This is a genomic window from Paraburkholderia bannensis (genome assembly GCF_014200455.1).
In the GTDB taxonomy this organism is placed as follows: domain Bacteria; phylum Pseudomonadota; class Gammaproteobacteria; order Burkholderiales; family Burkholderiaceae; genus Paraburkholderia; species Paraburkholderia bannensis_A.
Map to the genome: position 1 here is coordinate 40027 of NZ_JACHBW010000009.1, position 13492 is coordinate 53518.

The following is a 13492-nucleotide window of genomic DNA, read 5'->3' on the forward strand; positions in this document are numbered from 1 at the left end:
TTGACGTGTTCGTGTCGTATTCGTGTCGTATTCGTGTGTCATGCGCGAGTGCGCTTTACTTGGCGGGCTGGCCGCTCAGGTCGCGGGTTTGAGACGCATCGGCGTTCGCGTCGGCCTGATTGCGTGCGCGGCGGAACGGAATGCGCGACGGCTGCTTGCCCTGGCGCGCGAGACCGCGCGTGCGGCGTCCCTGACCGTAGCCCTGGCTGATGCGGTCGATCACGATCGCGAGAATCACGATGGCGATGCCGGCCTGCGTGCCCTTGCCCACATCGAGCGTCTGAATGCCCGCAAGCACGTCTTCACCGAGGCCGCGCGAGCCGATCATCGATGCGATCACCACCATCGACAGCGCCATCATGGTGGTCTGGTTGATACCGGCCATGATGCTCGGGCGCGCCAGCGGCAGTTGCACGCCGAACAGCAACTGCAAGCGCGTGGTGCCGAAGGCGCGCGCGGCTTCGACGATCTCGCCATCGACATGACGGATGCCCAGATCGGTCAGACGAATCAGCGGCGGCAGCGCGTACACCACAGTGGCGAGAATCGCCGGCACCTTGCCGAGGCCGAACAGCATCAGCACGGGGATCAGGTAGACGAAGCTGGGCAGCGTCTGCATCACGTCGAGCACGGGCAGCAGGATGCGGCGCAGCGTGGCGCTGCCCGCCGCCAGAATGCCGAGCGGCACGCCGAGCGCTACGGAAATGACGGTGGCCACCACCATCAGCGCGAAGGTTTGCATGAGCTTGTCCCACAGCCCGAAGCAGCCGATCAGCCAGAGCAGGGCGACAAACAGCAGCGCCACGCCCACGCGGCGCGACGCATGCCAGCTCAGCAGGCCCACGAGGGCAAGCACGAGCAGGGGCGGCATGGCGCGCAGCAGGCCTTCGAGCGGCACGAGCACATCGCGCAGCATCAGCACGCTGAAGTTGTGGAACGCGTCGCCGTATTGCTGCACGAACGCGGTGACCTGATCGTTGACCCAATCGGCGATCGACAGGTGGAGAAAGGGAGATCCCATGGTGAGCCTCATTCAGCGTGTTTCAGCGTGTGACAGGTGATGCGATGTGGTGCGATGTGGTGCGCTCAGTGCGGATCAGGTCTTCAGACCCGCCTGCACACGCGCCGCGACATCCGGCGTGACCCATTGCTTCCAGATTTCCGGATGCTGCTCGAAGAAGCTGCGCGCGACCGTGGAGGCGTCGAGCTTCTTGTCGTGCATCTGCTGGACCAGTTGTTCGTCGAGCGTGAGCGGCAGGCTCACTTTTTCGAAGAAGGAAACGGCGTCGGGCTGGGCGTCGAAGAACGGCGTTGAGACCGCGACCTTCAGATGCGAAACCTTGAACGCCGAGGCGCAGGGGGTGCCCTTGGGGTCCGCGATGGTGTTCCAGCAGGCGTCCGAGTACGGTGCGCCCGCAAGCTGCACGAAGCGGTATTTCGCCATCAGCCCGGCCGGCTGCCAGTAGTAAAAAAGGATGGGCTTGCCGCGCTCATACGCCGAGGCAATTGCCGCGTCGAGCGCGCCGCCGGTGCCGGGGCGGAAGTTGGTGTAAGCGTCGCCAAGCTTGTAGGCGGACATCAGGCGATTGTTGAAGCGCTCGCAGTCCCAGCCGGCCGGGCAGTTGTAGAAGCGGCCCTTGCCGGGTTCTTCGTCGTCGCTGAAGAGATCCTTGTATTGCGGCAGTTGCGCGATCGAGCGCAGCTGCGGTGCGAGCGGTTTGATGCCGCGTTTGGCGTCTCCATTGATGACGTAGTCGGGCACGTACCAGCCTTCCTTGTCGCCGCCGGGGATCAGTTCGCCCACCAGTTTCACGTTGCCGTCTTTCAGGCCGCGCGCAATGATCGGGCTGCGGCCGGTCCAGTGTTCGGCCCAGATCTGCAGGTCGTTATTGGTGAGCGCGGTTTCGGTGGCGGCGGTGGCGCCCGGCACGACTTCGGTTTTGCAGCCGTAGCCTTTTTCAAGCACCGTGCGGACCATTTCGGTCATCAGTGCGCCGCTTTCCCAGGTGATCTGGGCGAGCTTGACGGTCTTGCCGGACTGGCACCAGTTGCTTGCGTTACCCGCTGCAAAGCCGCTGGTGGCGGCGCAGGTGAGCGCCAGTGCTGCGGCAAGACGCACGCCTGCCTGCTTGATTGCTTGCATGTCTCCTCCGTTCGTTTTCGGGGTCGCCGTGCGTGCCGCTGCATGAGCGGCTTTTTACGGATTTTCGCTTCGGCGCGAACAGAGTCTAACGGCAGCATTTTGGGTTGCGAAAGCCACGAAAAGTCATCGAAGCATTACCTGATCTCATGCCGATGATCCGGCGTCATGCCCCCATGAGATTTCATAGCTTTCAGCGCTGCGTGGCGTGTGCTGGAATTCGTTCCGACGCGCAGCCTGCATCGACAAAAACAGCACGCTGCAGCGCACCAATCAAACACCGGAACACCAGGAGACGGAGTCAATATGAAAGCCTTGGAAGTCTATATCGGCGAGGGTTTTGCAGGACCAGGCGTAAACGCTGCCCATATCAACATCATGATTGGCCCGCGCAATGGCCCGGTCGGCCAGGCGTTCACGAACAGCCTGTCTTCGCCGTCGCAAGGCCACGTGCCTTTCATGGTGGTGGCGCAGCCCAATGTGCCGGTCAAGCCCGCCACGCTCTACGTGAACAAGGCCGATATTCGCGGCGATCTGCACGGCAATGCCACGTGGGGCGCCTCGCAGGCGGCCATTGCCAAGGCCGTGACGGAAGCGATGCTCGACGGCACGCTGCCGCCCGAAGCGGAAAACGAATGGTGCGTCGTCACGGCGAACTGGGTGAACTGGTCGTGCGACGATCTGGACGCTGTGTACGAGAACAACTATGCAGCCTGCAAGACCGCGATCCATGCTGCGATGAATGGGCTGCCCAAGCTCGACGACATCGCGAAGATCAAGGATCAGATCAGCAACCCGTTCTATACGCCCAAGGCCAAAGCGGCCTGAGCCGCGACTCCTCTATCAGGTGACTACGATGCAATACGTGCAACTCGGCCGTTCGGGCCTGAAGGTGTCGCGCCTGTGCCTTGGCACGATGAACATGGGCACGCCCGACTGGAAGCCGTGGATTTACAACGAAGAGCAAAGCGAGCCGATCGTGCGCCACGCGCTCGAAGCGGGCGTGAACTTCATCGACCTCGCGGATTTTTACTCTACGGGCGTGGGCGAGGAAGTGGTGGGCCGCATCGTCAAGCGCATCGCGAAGCGCGACGAACTGGTGCTGACCACCAAGGTGGGCTATCCGATTGGCGGCGGTGTGAACAATCAGGGCCATTCGCGCAAGCACATCATGGACGGCATCGACGGTTCGCTGCGCCGTTTGCAGACCGATTACGTCGACGTCTACATGCTGCATTACTTCGACGTGAATACGCCCGTCGAGGAAACCATGGATGCGCTCAACGATATCGTGCGCTCGGGCAAGGCGCGCTATATCGGCGTATCGACCATGTTCACCTGGCAGTTCGCGAAGATCCTGCAGGCCTGCGAGCGCTATAACTTCGCACGACCCATCAATATGCAGCTGCAACTGAACTGTGCGTATCGCGAGGAAGAGCGCGAAATGGTGCCGTTCTGCCAGGACCAGGGCGTGGGCGTATCGGTGTTCAGCCCGCTCGCACGCGGCCTGTTGTCGGGCGACGCGAAGTCGGTGCGCAACCAGACCGACTTCTTCACCGCGCAGATGTACGACGATCAGGTTTCGCGCGATGTGGCGATTTCGGTGGCCGAAGTGGCCGAAGCGCGCGGCGTGTCGTGCGCGCAGATCGCTCAGGCGTGGGTGCTCAATCGTCCGGGCATTGCGTCGATGCTGGTGGGCGCGGATACGGTCGCGCAATTCGACAGCGCGCTCGCCGCACTCGACACGAAACTCGACGCCGACGAACTCTATGAGCTCGACCGCAACTACACGCCGTGCGATGTGATCAACGATTACGTCACCTCGCGCATTCCGCGTGTGCCGCGCGCAACGCGCCGCCTGGAGATCGCAGCATGATCGACGGTCTCAAGGAAACGCGTTTGCTGCGTACATCGAGCTTTATCGACGGCGAATGGGTGGCGGGCGACAGCACCTTCACGGTGATCGATCCGGCCACCGCCAGGCCGCTGGCAGAAGTCGCGCGTGCAGGGGCGCGCGAAACGCTGCAAGCCGTGGCGGCTGCTTCGCATGCATTCCCCGCATGGCGCGATGCCACGGCGGCTGAGCGCGGCGCGAAGGTGCGCCGCTGGGGCGAGCTGATGCTCGCGCATCGCGAAGACCTCGCGCGCATCATGGTGGCGGAGCAGGGCAAGCCGTATGCGGAAGCGCTCGGTGAAGTCGGCTACGCGGCGAGCTTTCTCACGTGGTTCGCGGAAGAAGCGCGCCGTGCCTATGGCGATGTGATTCCCGCGCCGAAGAAGGGCGCACGCATCGTGGTGACGAAGGAAGCCGTGGGCGTGGTCGGCGCGATTACGCCGTGGAATTTCCCGCTCGCAATGGTCACGCGCAAGGCCGGTCCCGCGCTGGCGGCGGGCTGCACGATGGTGCTCAAGCCGTCCGAGGAAACGCCGTTGAGCGCGTTCGCGCTGGCCGTGCTGGCGGAAGAAGCGGGCATTCCGTGTGGCGTGTTCAACGTCGTAACGGGCGACGCACCGGCGATCGGCGACACGCTGATGGCCGCGAAGGCCGTGCGCAAGATCTCGTTCACGGGATCGACGCGCGTGGGCAAGCTGCTCATGCGCGCCGCGGCGGACAGCGTCAAGAAAATCTCGCTCGAACTGGGCGGCAACGCGCCGTTCATCGTGTTCGACGACGCCGATCTGGACGCCGCCGTGGAAGGCGCGATGGCATCGAAGTTCCGCAACACGGGGCAGACCTGCGTGTGCGTGAATCGCTTCTACGTGCAGGCAGGCGTGCACGATGCGTTCGTCGGGAAGCTGGCGGCCGCAGTGCGTGCACTGCGCGTGTCCGGCGGCATGGAAGCGGGCGCGACGCAGGGGCCGCTCATCAATGCGGCGGCGCTGCGCAAGGTGGAAGCGCATGTGAGCGATGCGCGCGAGAAGGGCGGCGAGATCGTGTGCGGCGGCAAGCCGCACGCGCTGGGCGGCACCTTCTATGAGCCGACCATCATCACCGGCGCGCATGGCGGCATGATGCTCGCGCACGAAGAAACCTTTGGACCGGTGGCGGCGGTGTTCCGTTTCGAGACCGAGGAAGAAGCGATCCAGGCGGCGAACGATACTGAGTTCGGTTTGTCGGCGTACTTCTATGCGCGCGATATCGGCCGCGTGTGGCGGGTGGCTGGCGCGCTGGAAAGCGGCATGGTCGGCATCAACGAGGGGATCATCTCGACCGAAGTCGCGCCGTTTGGCGGCGTGAAGGAATCGGGCCTCGGGCGTGAAGGGTCGAAGTACGGTCTCGATGAGTACCTTGAGACGAAGTACATGATGATGGGTGGGTTGGGGTGAACTTCCCCCGCTGTTGAGCGTTCTGCACGCATTGCCCTTTTGAGTTTCGGGGCGAAAGCCGCTACCTGAAAATGTAGCGGCTTTTTTATGCCTCGAATTCAGGGCTTAACCGCATGCCGCCCCACCAGCCACTGACTGAAATTTCTCACCCGCACGGTTTCCTGCACCTCTGGCCGCACATCGAGCCAATACCCCGAAGGACCGTCTACCTCGATCTCGCTCAACTGCACGAGCGTGCCGTTCGCCAGTTCCTGCTCGATCATGTGCCGGTCCGCCACGGCAATGCCCAGGCCCGCCACCGCCGCATGAATCACCTGATCGAGCGTGCTGAACTCCAGCTCGCCGCGCGGCGCCATTTCCACGTCCAGCGCGGCCGCTTCGAGCCACGCTTCCCACACCATCAAGCGGCGATCGATATCGAGGATATAAAGCCACGGATGCTGCGCGAGAATCTCACGCAATGCATCGGCGCTTTCAGGCACATGAGGGAACTCGCGCGCCGATCCCACCAGCACATGCCGCTCGCGCATCAGCAAGGTGCTTTGTCCGCCCGGCAACGACTCCATGCCGAAGCGGATCTGGCAATCCTCATTGCGTTCGCTGCCATGCAAAGGCCCATATTCGTTCGTGATGGAAATGCGCAGATCGGGATGCTGCATCTGAAAATCGCGCAGGCGCGGGGTGAGCCAGCGCGTTGCAAGCGTGGGCGCGGCGTTCAGACTGAGCAGACTGTTAGAAGGATCGGCGCGAATCGTATCGAGCGTATGGGCGATGCTGTCGAACGCGGCCTGTAGCGTAGGCAGGAGGCGCTTGCCAGCGGCCGTGATTTCGAGCCGATGGTGATGCCGCATGAACAGCGGCGTGCCCAGGTAATCTTCGAGCAGACGGATCTGGCGGCTGATCGCGCCTTGTGTGACGTGCAGATTCTGCGCCGCCTTGGTGAAGCTGAGAGTCCGGCTGGCCTCTTCGAACGAACGCAGGGCCGAAAGGGAAGGAAGGCGGCGCATGCTGCAACCTCTTGAATCTCGATGATACGGATCGCTAAATGGAAAACGCCGGCATTGCGCCGGCGCCTGACCTGCCAGAAACGTCAGAAGGTGTGGGTGACGCCCACGCGGCTGACCACCTGGTTCTGCGTGCTGGACGGGTTGAAGCCCGTGATCTGCGCGTTTTCCGCGCCGCCCGCCGCGTGCTGGTACGAGCCCATCGCGTAGACCGAGGTGCGCTTCGAGATCGAGTATTGCGCGATCAGGTTGACCTGATGGTACTTGGGCGAAGCGTCGGTGGCGTGATCCTGGCCCATCGTGAAGGTGTAGCCCGCGCCCACGGTGAAGGCCGGCGTGATCGCGTACGTACCCGACAGTTCATAGTTCTGGAAGTGCAGATCGTGGCTGCCATTACCCGAGGAGAAGTCCACGTTCGAGTAGTTGGCCATCATCTTCAGGCCGCCCAGCACATACGAAGCGCCTGCCGAAAGAATGCCCTGGTAACGCGCATTCGCCAGCGCGTCGCCGTAAATGGTGTTCACGAAGCCGCCGCCGCTGCCGTAGCCGGCCACCGCCGAAATCGGATCGTTGATGCGCAGGTAACCCACGCCCGCGCTGAACGAACCCAGCGTATAAGCCGCTGCCGCGCTATACGAGGCGTTGTTCGAGAACTGGCCCGCCTGGCCGCCGAACGAATAGTGGCCTTCGAACTGCAAGCCTGCGATGACCGGGCTGACGTACTTGACGGCGTTGTTGACGGGGAACCCGTTGTCCAGGTTGTCCATGTCGTTCGGGTGTGCGAAGTACCAGCCGCCGTAGTTGCCGTTCAGCGAGTATGGTTCGATCAGGTCAACCGTGGCGTCCCACTGCTTGCCCAAGGTGATCTGGCCGTACTGTTCCGATTTCACGCCGACATAAGCGTTACGCGAGAACATCAGGCCGCCGCCCGCCGCGCCGGTGGCCGCGTTAAAGCCGCTTTCCAGCCGGAAGATCGCCGAATAACCGCCGCCCAGGTCTTCCGAGCCGCGCAGGCCCCAGCGGCTGCCTGCCGGCACGCCGCTTTGCATCTGCACCAGACGGCCGCCGCTGCCCGGCACGAGGTTGCCGTTCGCGCCGTTGACGACGTTGTTGGCGTAGTCCACGCCCAGATCGATGATGCCGTACAGCGTGACGCTACTTTGCGCATGTGCGCCTGCCGCAGCCAGCGCGAGCGGCAGCGCCGCGAGAAGTTTCTTCTTCACTGCGAGTCTCCTTGTCTGGACGCCGCTTCTTCGGCGTCCATTTATGGTTAGCTTCTGATTACCTGGTTGTACGAACTGAACATTTACGCGCCCAGCGACTTCTGCACCTTCGTCGCGATATCGGCGGGCACCCACGTCTTCCACATTTCCGGATGGGTCTTGAGGAACTTGATCGCTTCGTCCTGAGCGTCGACCTTATGCTCGGTCATGTCGAGAATCGTCGTGTTCAGGAAGTCGATCGGGAAGTTGACCTTGGAGAAGAAGGTCATCACGTCCGGTTCGGCCTGATAAAAAGGCGTGGAAACGCCGATCTTCAGTTGCGAGACCAGATACGACGACGCGCAGGGCTGCGTGCTGCCGGCGTCGCGCAGGGTCTTCCAGCAGGCTTCGTTGAACGGCAGCATCTTCAGTTGCACGAACTTGTACTTCGCCATCAGCGCGGCCGGCTCCCAGTAGTAGGTGAGAATCGGCTTGCCGCGCGCATAGGCCGAAGAAATGGCTGCGTCGAGCGCCGCACCCGTGCCGGGGCGGAAGTTTGTATAGCTGTCGTCGAGCTTGAGCAGCTTCAGCAGGCGCGTGTTGACGCGCTCGCAGTCCCAGCCCGACGGGCAGTTCAGGAAGCGGCCGCGATCCGGCTCCTCGTCGTCGGTGAAGAGGGTTTTGTATTTCGGCAGATCGCTCACGGATTGCAGGTCGGGCGCGCTCGCCTTGATGCCGCGTTTCGGGTCGCCGTGGATCACGTAGTCGGGCACGTACCAGCCTTCCCTGGTGCCGCCCGGCAGCGTGTCGCCAACCAGTTTCACGGAGCCTGCTTTTACGGCGCCCGCGATGATTTCCGAACGGCCCGTCCATTGTTCCGACCACACCTGGAGATCATTGCGCGAGAGCGCGGTTTCGGTGGCGGCGGTGCTGCCCGGCACGGTATCGGTCTGGCATCCGTAACCGTTCTTGACGATGTAGCGCAGCACTTCGCCCGTAAAGTTGCCGCTTTCCCAGGTCACGCCGGCGAAATGGACCGGTTTGCCCTGGCTGCACCAGTTGCCCGCGGCGTGCGCGGGAACGGTGGCGACGGCGATCGGCGCGGCCAGCAGCGTTGCGCGGATAGCGGCCAGAATCGGTCGGGTGAGCTTTTTCATGAGATGTCTCCTTCTATTGGAATTGTTTCGGAATGCTTCGGGTTTTGTCCGGTCGTTCGCAAAATCCTGGCGTTGCCGCAGCGGGGCGCTCCTGTGTCGACCCGCTTGATTCGGATGTGTTTGTTCGAGTGCCTGGTTCTAGTCGTAGCGGCTGTCGTTCGCGCGGGTGGCGGCCAGCACGGCTTCATCCAGTTCGATGCCGAGGCCCGGCGCGTCGCCCAGATCGATCCAGCCTTGCGCGTCCGTTTCGATGGCGCGCGCAAGCGGAAAATCGCGTCGCGCGGGCGTCCATTCGGGCGGGTCGTACGGGAATTCGATGAAGGGCGCGTTGGCCGCGCCCGCCGTCACATGCAGATTGGCGGCAAGGCCGATGCCGTTGCCCCAGGTGTGCGGCGTGAACACCTTGCCGTTGGCTTCGATCTGCGCGGCGAGGCGTCGTGCGCCTTCCATGCCGAGCGAGCAGACCACATCGGGCTGATAGACATCGAGGCAGTCGTGCGCGAGCAGCGCCGCGAATTCGTGCGCTTCTCGCGTCATCTCGCCGCCTGCAATGCGCACCCCGGTCGAACGGCGCAACTGCGCGTGACCGGCGTAATCGCCGCGATGCAGCGGCTCCTCCACCCAGTAAGGGCGATAGCGTTCGATCTGGCGGATCACGGCGAGCGCGTCTTCCATGCGCCACGGCGCCTGGATGTCCCAAGGCATGCGCCAGCCTTGATTGCAGTCCACCATGATGTCGATGGCGTCGCCCGCGGCTTCGCGCACGGCGGCAAGCGCGGCGATATCGTCGGCGAGACTGGCGCGGCCGAAACGCACCTTGAGCGCCGGAAAGCCGCGCGCGACGGCGTGCTCGGCCCACTGCGCCATACCGGTCAGAGAGCGATGCACGCCCGACGAAGCGTACGCACGCACCCGCCGCGCACGGCCGCCGGCCATCTGCCAGCACGGCTGGCCGAGTATCTTGCCTGCCAGATCCCAGAGCGCGACGTCGAGCGGCCAGAGGCGGCCCGCGTGGAAACTGAGGTTGTCGAGCACGGCCGAATGGCGCGCGAGGTCGAGCGGATCCGCGCCGACAAAGAGATCGCGATAGTCGTCGAAGCCATACATGGCGTCGCCCGAACCGATACCCACGCGTCCTTCGGTGTCCTCCACACGCACGATGGTCGCCGGGAAGGCGCGGCGCGCACGGCTGTCCCACGAGGCGGGAAACGGCGGGTCGAGCGGCAGGCGATGCTGGCTGACCGTGATGCGGGCGATGCGATTTGTCATGGCGCGTGTGGCGTCGCTCCTTGCGCGCTGAAAGCGGCGCCGGGTGGCGATTGTCTCCTTGGCCTGTGCTGGCGTTATCGTTACGGCATCCTAGAGGGTCAATTGGTGGCACTCAATGAAGTCAATTCAAGTAAATGACAGCCTTCAATTCCCCGGATTGGGCGCGATAATGACGCAGCGGTCGCGCGCAGGCGTGGCGCGCTTCGACCCCTCGGGAAAACACCCATGAACGGCTGGATGCCCACGCTTCCCGCGCTGCCTCGCGGCGAACCCAAATACCGTGCGATTGCGTACGCCTACGCGCAGGCTATCGACGGGGGGCAGATGTTGCCCGGCGAGAAACTGCCCGCGCACCGGTTGCTGGCGAAGAAGCTCGGCGTGACCACCGGCACGGTGAGCCGCGCATATACGGAACTGGAGCGCTGCGGGATGGTGGTCGCGCGCGTGGGCGACGGCACGTATGTCGCCGAGCCCGATGCGGACGGCGCGCGTCTGCCTGCGCGCACGCGTCAGACGCCCGAAGCGGGCGAGGGCAGCAACTTCACCAGCGCCGGCGTCCTTGCTGCGACGGCCAGTAGCCCCGCGCCGCTCGCGCCGGGCCGGCCCGTCGATCTCGGCCAGAACGTGCCGATGCCCACCGACGAAGCGCTGCTGCTCACCCAGACGCTGCGCGAGCTGGCCGCAGACGAACGCCTCGCCGGCGAACTACTGCTCTATCAGCCCGAAGGGGGCCGCCGCTCGCATCGCGAAGCCGGGGCGCGCTGGCTCGCGCGCATGGGCTGCACGGTGCCCGCCGAACGCGTGCTGGTGACGCAGGGCGCGCAGCATGGACTCGCATGCGTGTTGCGCGCGGTGCTGCGCCCCGGCGATACGATCTTCGCGGAGGCGCTGAGCTATCCCGGCATCGTGGCGCTCGCGCGGCAACTGCGCCTGAATCTCGTGGGCATCGAAATCGACGAAGAGGGCATCGTGCCCGCCGCGCTCGAACGCGCCTGCGGGCTGCTCGCGCCGCGTGCGCTGTTCTGCGTGCCGACGCTGCACAATCCCACCACCGCGACGCTTTCCGAAGCGCGCCGCGCCGCCATCGCCGAGATCGCCGTGCGCCACAACCTCGTAGTGATCGAGGATCTCGTGCCCGCCGCGCTGCTCGATGCTCCGCCCACGCCGCTGGCGGCGCGTTTGCCCGAGCACGGCATCGCCATCAGCAGTCTTTCAAAGGCCGTCGCGCCCGGCTTGCGCGTGGGCTACGTGCAGGCGCCGCAGGACTGGGTGGGCAAGATTCTCGCCGTGATCCGCAGCGATTGCTGGATGACTTCGCCACTGAGTGCCGAGATTGCGGCACGCTGGATCGTCAACGGCGAAATCGACCGGCTGGTCGCGCAGCAGCGCGCCTGCGTGGATGTGCGTCAGGCGATTGCCGCCGAGGTGCTGTCGGGCTGGAGCTATCGCACCGATCCGGCGAGTCCGCATCTGTGGCTGCCGCTCGCCGAACCCTGGCGCGCCGCCGAATTCGCAGCGGCCTTGCGTCAGGCAGGCGTGCTGGCGAAGACGGCGGACAGTTTCGTGATCGGGCGTGGATCTGCGCCGCATGCCGTGCGTTTGAGCCTGGGCGGCGCGCGTTCGTGCGAAGCGCTGCGCGAGGCATTGGAACTGCTGGCGCGCACGCTGCGCAATGGTCCGGAAGGGCTTTATTCGGCGTAGTCCTGTCATTCTGGTGCGCTAGCATGGGCTGCAAAGGTCACCATCAAAACTCGGGAGCGAAGAAACCCATGAGCAATGCGAAGGAGTCGAAAAAGAAACCCGGCAAGGCAAAGACAGCAAAGGCGAGCACCGGCGCCGAAGCGGGCAAGGCCCGTCGCACCGAAGTGATGGGCGAGGCCTTCGTCGAGCGCGCGATGGGCTCGATGGACGGCTTTACGCGCCCGCTTCAGGAATGGCTCAACGAACATGCATGGGGCAGCACCTGGCTGCGCGACGGGCTCGATCTGAAGACGCGCAGCCTGTGCACCTGCTCGATGCTGGCGGCGCTCGGGCGCAGTACCGAACTCAAAGGCCACGTGCGCGGCGCGATCAATAACGGCGCGAGCGTGATCGAGATTCGCGAGGTGCTGCTGCATAGCGCGATCTATGCGGGCGCGCCCGCTGCCAGCGAGGCGTTTCGTGCTGCGAAGGAAGTGCTCGCGGAGCTGGGCGTGGAGATGCCCGAGTAACGCGCAGACCGCGTGCGCGCTGAACAAACGGCGGCGCACGCGTCCAACCGCTTCGGGCTTACGCTGCGACGCCTTCCTCAGCGTCACGCCGCACGGCAGCCATATCGTCGACCGTCACGGGCACGCGGCGCGCCACGGCGCACATCAATTCGTAGCCGATCGTGCCCGACGGCTCGGCCACGTCATCCACCTTCACGTTTTCGCCCCACAGCTCCACATGGGAGCCGATGCCTGCATTCGGGCAGGGCGTGAGATCGACCGTGAGCATGTCCATCGATACGCGGCCCACCACGCGCGTGCGCACGCCGTCGACGGCGATCGGCGTGCCGGTCGGCGCGTGACGCGGATAGCCGTCCGCGTAGCCGCAGGCCACCACGCCGATGCGCATCGGCTGCTCGACCGCGTAGGTGCGGCCATAGCCGATGGTGTCCTGTGGCGCGAGCGTCTGCACCCCGATGATGCGGCTCGACAGCGTCATCGCCGCGCGCAGGCCAAGGCCTTCGATATGGCGCGCCGCGCCGGTGGGCGATGCGCCGTAGAGAATCGTGCCGGGCCGCACCCAGTCGCGGTGCGCGCGCGGATGCCAGAGCACCGCCGCCGAGTTCGACAGCGAGCGCTCGCCCGGAATGCCGGCAGTGGCGGCGTCAAAGCGGTCGAGCTGCCAGTCGATGGCGCCGTCGTCGGCGTTGGCGAAGTGGGTCATGAGGCTGATCGCGCCGATGGTGGGAATCGCGCGGGCGCGTTCCCAGGCGGCGCGATAGGCGTCGGGCTTGTAGCCGAGGCGGTTCATGCCCGAGTTCATCTTCAGCTGGATGTCGATGGGCTGCGTGGTTTGCGCCGCGGCCAGCAGGGCCAGTTGCTCGTCGCAATGCACGGCGACGGTCAAGCGATGCGCGACGGCAGTGGCGACGTCGGCGGCATCGAAAACGCCTTCGAGCAGCAGGATCGGCCTGGTCCAGCCGAGTTCGCGCACGCGCACGGCTTCGTCGAGGTCGAGCAGGGCAATGCCGTCCGCGTCCGCGAGCGCTGAGTAAATGCGCTCGATGCCATGGCCGTAAGCATTGGCCTTCACGACCGCCCAGACGCGCGCGCCCGCGGCGCTGCGCGCGGCGAGCCGAAGGTTATGGCGAACGGCTTCGGGATGGATGCGGACGGAAATGGGGCGCGGCATAGGCAATCCTGC

The 13492-nt window shown here is 64.7% G+C and carries 12 protein-coding genes; 5 read left to right on the plus strand and 7 right to left on the minus strand.

The features are described from left to right. Positions 1-55 precede the first annotated feature (55 nt). Positions 56-1021, minus strand: coding sequence for a proline/glycine betaine ABC transporter permease (locus F4827_RS16180; protein ID WP_183724980.1), 966 nt, complete (start codon positions 1019-1021; stop codon positions 56-58). Between the two features lie 75 nt (positions 1022-1096). Next, positions 1097-2143, minus strand: a complete 1047-nt coding sequence (locus F4827_RS16185; protein ID WP_183724981.1) for an ABC transporter substrate-binding protein — start codon at positions 2141-2143, stop codon at positions 1097-1099. A 303-nt stretch (positions 2144-2446) separates the two neighbouring features. Between F4827_RS16185 and fae the strand changes: the two genes are divergently transcribed. Genes fae through F4827_RS16200 form a run of 3 tightly spaced genes read left to right on the plus strand, consistent with a single transcriptional unit; the run spans position 2447 to position 5467 of the window. Continuing rightward, the gene (gene fae, locus F4827_RS16190) at positions 2447-2968 is read left to right on the plus strand and encodes a formaldehyde-activating enzyme (RefSeq protein WP_183724982.1); all 522 of its coding nucleotides are present in this window, start codon (positions 2447-2449) and stop codon (positions 2966-2968) included. Between the two features lie 28 nt (positions 2969-2996). After that, positions 2997-4016 carry an aldo/keto reductase gene (locus tag F4827_RS16195; RefSeq protein ID WP_183724983.1) on the plus strand — a complete coding sequence of 340 codons (1020 nt, stop codon included), beginning with the start codon at positions 2997-2999 and terminating at the stop codon, positions 4014-4016. Further along, complete coding sequence (locus F4827_RS16200) at positions 4013-5467, plus strand: NAD-dependent succinate-semialdehyde dehydrogenase (protein ID WP_183724984.1); 1455 nt, start codon at positions 4013-4015, stop codon at positions 5465-5467. Before F4827_RS16195 ends, F4827_RS16200 begins: the two co-directional genes overlap by 4 nt. Positions 5468-5565: 98 nt before the next feature. Here the strand turns inward: F4827_RS16200 and F4827_RS16205 are convergent, their stop codons facing one another. From F4827_RS16205 to F4827_RS16220, 4 genes are all read right to left on the minus strand, one after another. Beyond that, entirely contained in the window at positions 5566-6474 is a 909-nt protein-coding gene (locus F4827_RS16205) for a LysR substrate-binding domain-containing protein (protein ID WP_183724985.1), read from the minus strand. 83 nt (positions 6475-6557) lie between these two features. Further along, positions 6558-7694, minus strand: a complete 1137-nt coding sequence (locus F4827_RS16210; RefSeq protein WP_183724986.1) for a porin — start codon at positions 7692-7694, stop codon at positions 6558-6560. An 83-nt stretch (positions 7695-7777) separates the two neighbouring features. Then, entirely contained in the window at positions 7778-8830 is a 1053-nt protein-coding gene (locus F4827_RS16215; protein WP_183724987.1) for an ABC transporter substrate-binding protein, read from the minus strand. Positions 8831-8968: 138 nt separating this feature from the next. Beyond that, positions 8969-10099, minus strand: a complete 1131-nt coding sequence (locus F4827_RS16220; RefSeq protein WP_183724988.1) for a mandelate racemase/muconate lactonizing enzyme family protein — start codon at positions 10097-10099, stop codon at positions 8969-8971. 225 nt (positions 10100-10324) lie between these two features. Here F4827_RS16220 and F4827_RS16225 point away from each other — a divergent pair, with 225 nt between their 5' ends. Both F4827_RS16225 and F4827_RS16230 read left to right on the plus strand, forming a co-directional pair. Beyond that, on the plus strand, positions 10325-11800 hold the full coding sequence (locus F4827_RS16225) for a PLP-dependent aminotransferase family protein (protein ID WP_183724989.1): 1476 nt from the start codon (positions 10325-10327) through the stop codon (positions 11798-11800). 167 nt (positions 11801-11967) lie between these two features. Beyond that, positions 11968-12309, plus strand: coding sequence for a carboxymuconolactone decarboxylase family protein (locus tag F4827_RS16230; protein WP_260175256.1), 342 nt, complete (start codon positions 11968-11970; stop codon positions 12307-12309). Positions 12310-12367: 58 nt separating this feature from the next. On the opposite strand, the gene alr is transcribed toward F4827_RS16230, so the two are convergent. Beyond that, complete coding sequence (alr, locus tag F4827_RS16235; protein ID WP_183724991.1) at positions 12368-13480, minus strand: alanine racemase; 1113 nt, start codon at positions 13478-13480, stop codon at positions 12368-12370. Positions 13481-13492 lie beyond the last annotated feature (12 nt).

Bases quoted from the DNA above. Each gene is read 5' to 3' on its own strand.
- F4827_RS16180 (WP_183724980.1), bottom strand. From the start codon at position 1,021: ATGGGATCTCCCTTTCTCCACCTGTCGATCGCCGATTGGGTCAACGAT.
- F4827_RS16200 (WP_183724984.1), top strand. From the start codon at position 4,013: ATGATCGACGGTCTCAAGGAAACGCGTTTGCTGCGTACATCGAGCTTT.
- fae (WP_183724982.1), top strand. From the start codon at position 2,447: ATGAAAGCCTTGGAAGTCTATATCGGCGAGGGTTTTGCAGGACCAGGC.
- F4827_RS16230 (WP_260175256.1), top strand. From the start codon at position 11,968: ATGGGCGAGGCCTTCGTCGAGCGCGCGATGGGCTCGATGGACGGCTTT.
- F4827_RS16185 (WP_183724981.1), bottom strand. From the start codon at position 2,143: ATGCAAGCAATCAAGCAGGCAGGCGTGCGTCTTGCCGCAGCACTGGCG.
- F4827_RS16215 (WP_183724987.1), bottom strand. From the start codon at position 8,830: ATGAAAAAGCTCACCCGACCGATTCTGGCCGCTATCCGCGCAACGCTG.
- F4827_RS16220 (WP_183724988.1), bottom strand. From the start codon at position 10,099: ATGACAAATCGCATCGCCCGCATCACGGTCAGCCAGCATCGCCTGCCG.
- alr (WP_183724991.1), bottom strand. From the start codon at position 13,480: ATGCCGCGCCCCATTTCCGTCCGCATCCATCCCGAAGCCGTTCGCCAT.
- F4827_RS16195 (WP_183724983.1), top strand. From the start codon at position 2,997: ATGCAATACGTGCAACTCGGCCGTTCGGGCCTGAAGGTGTCGCGCCTG.
- F4827_RS16205 (WP_183724985.1), bottom strand. From the start codon at position 6,474: ATGCGCCGCCTTCCTTCCCTTTCGGCCCTGCGTTCGTTCGAAGAGGCC.
- F4827_RS16225 (WP_183724989.1), top strand. From the start codon at position 10,325: ATGAACGGCTGGATGCCCACGCTTCCCGCGCTGCCTCGCGGCGAACCC.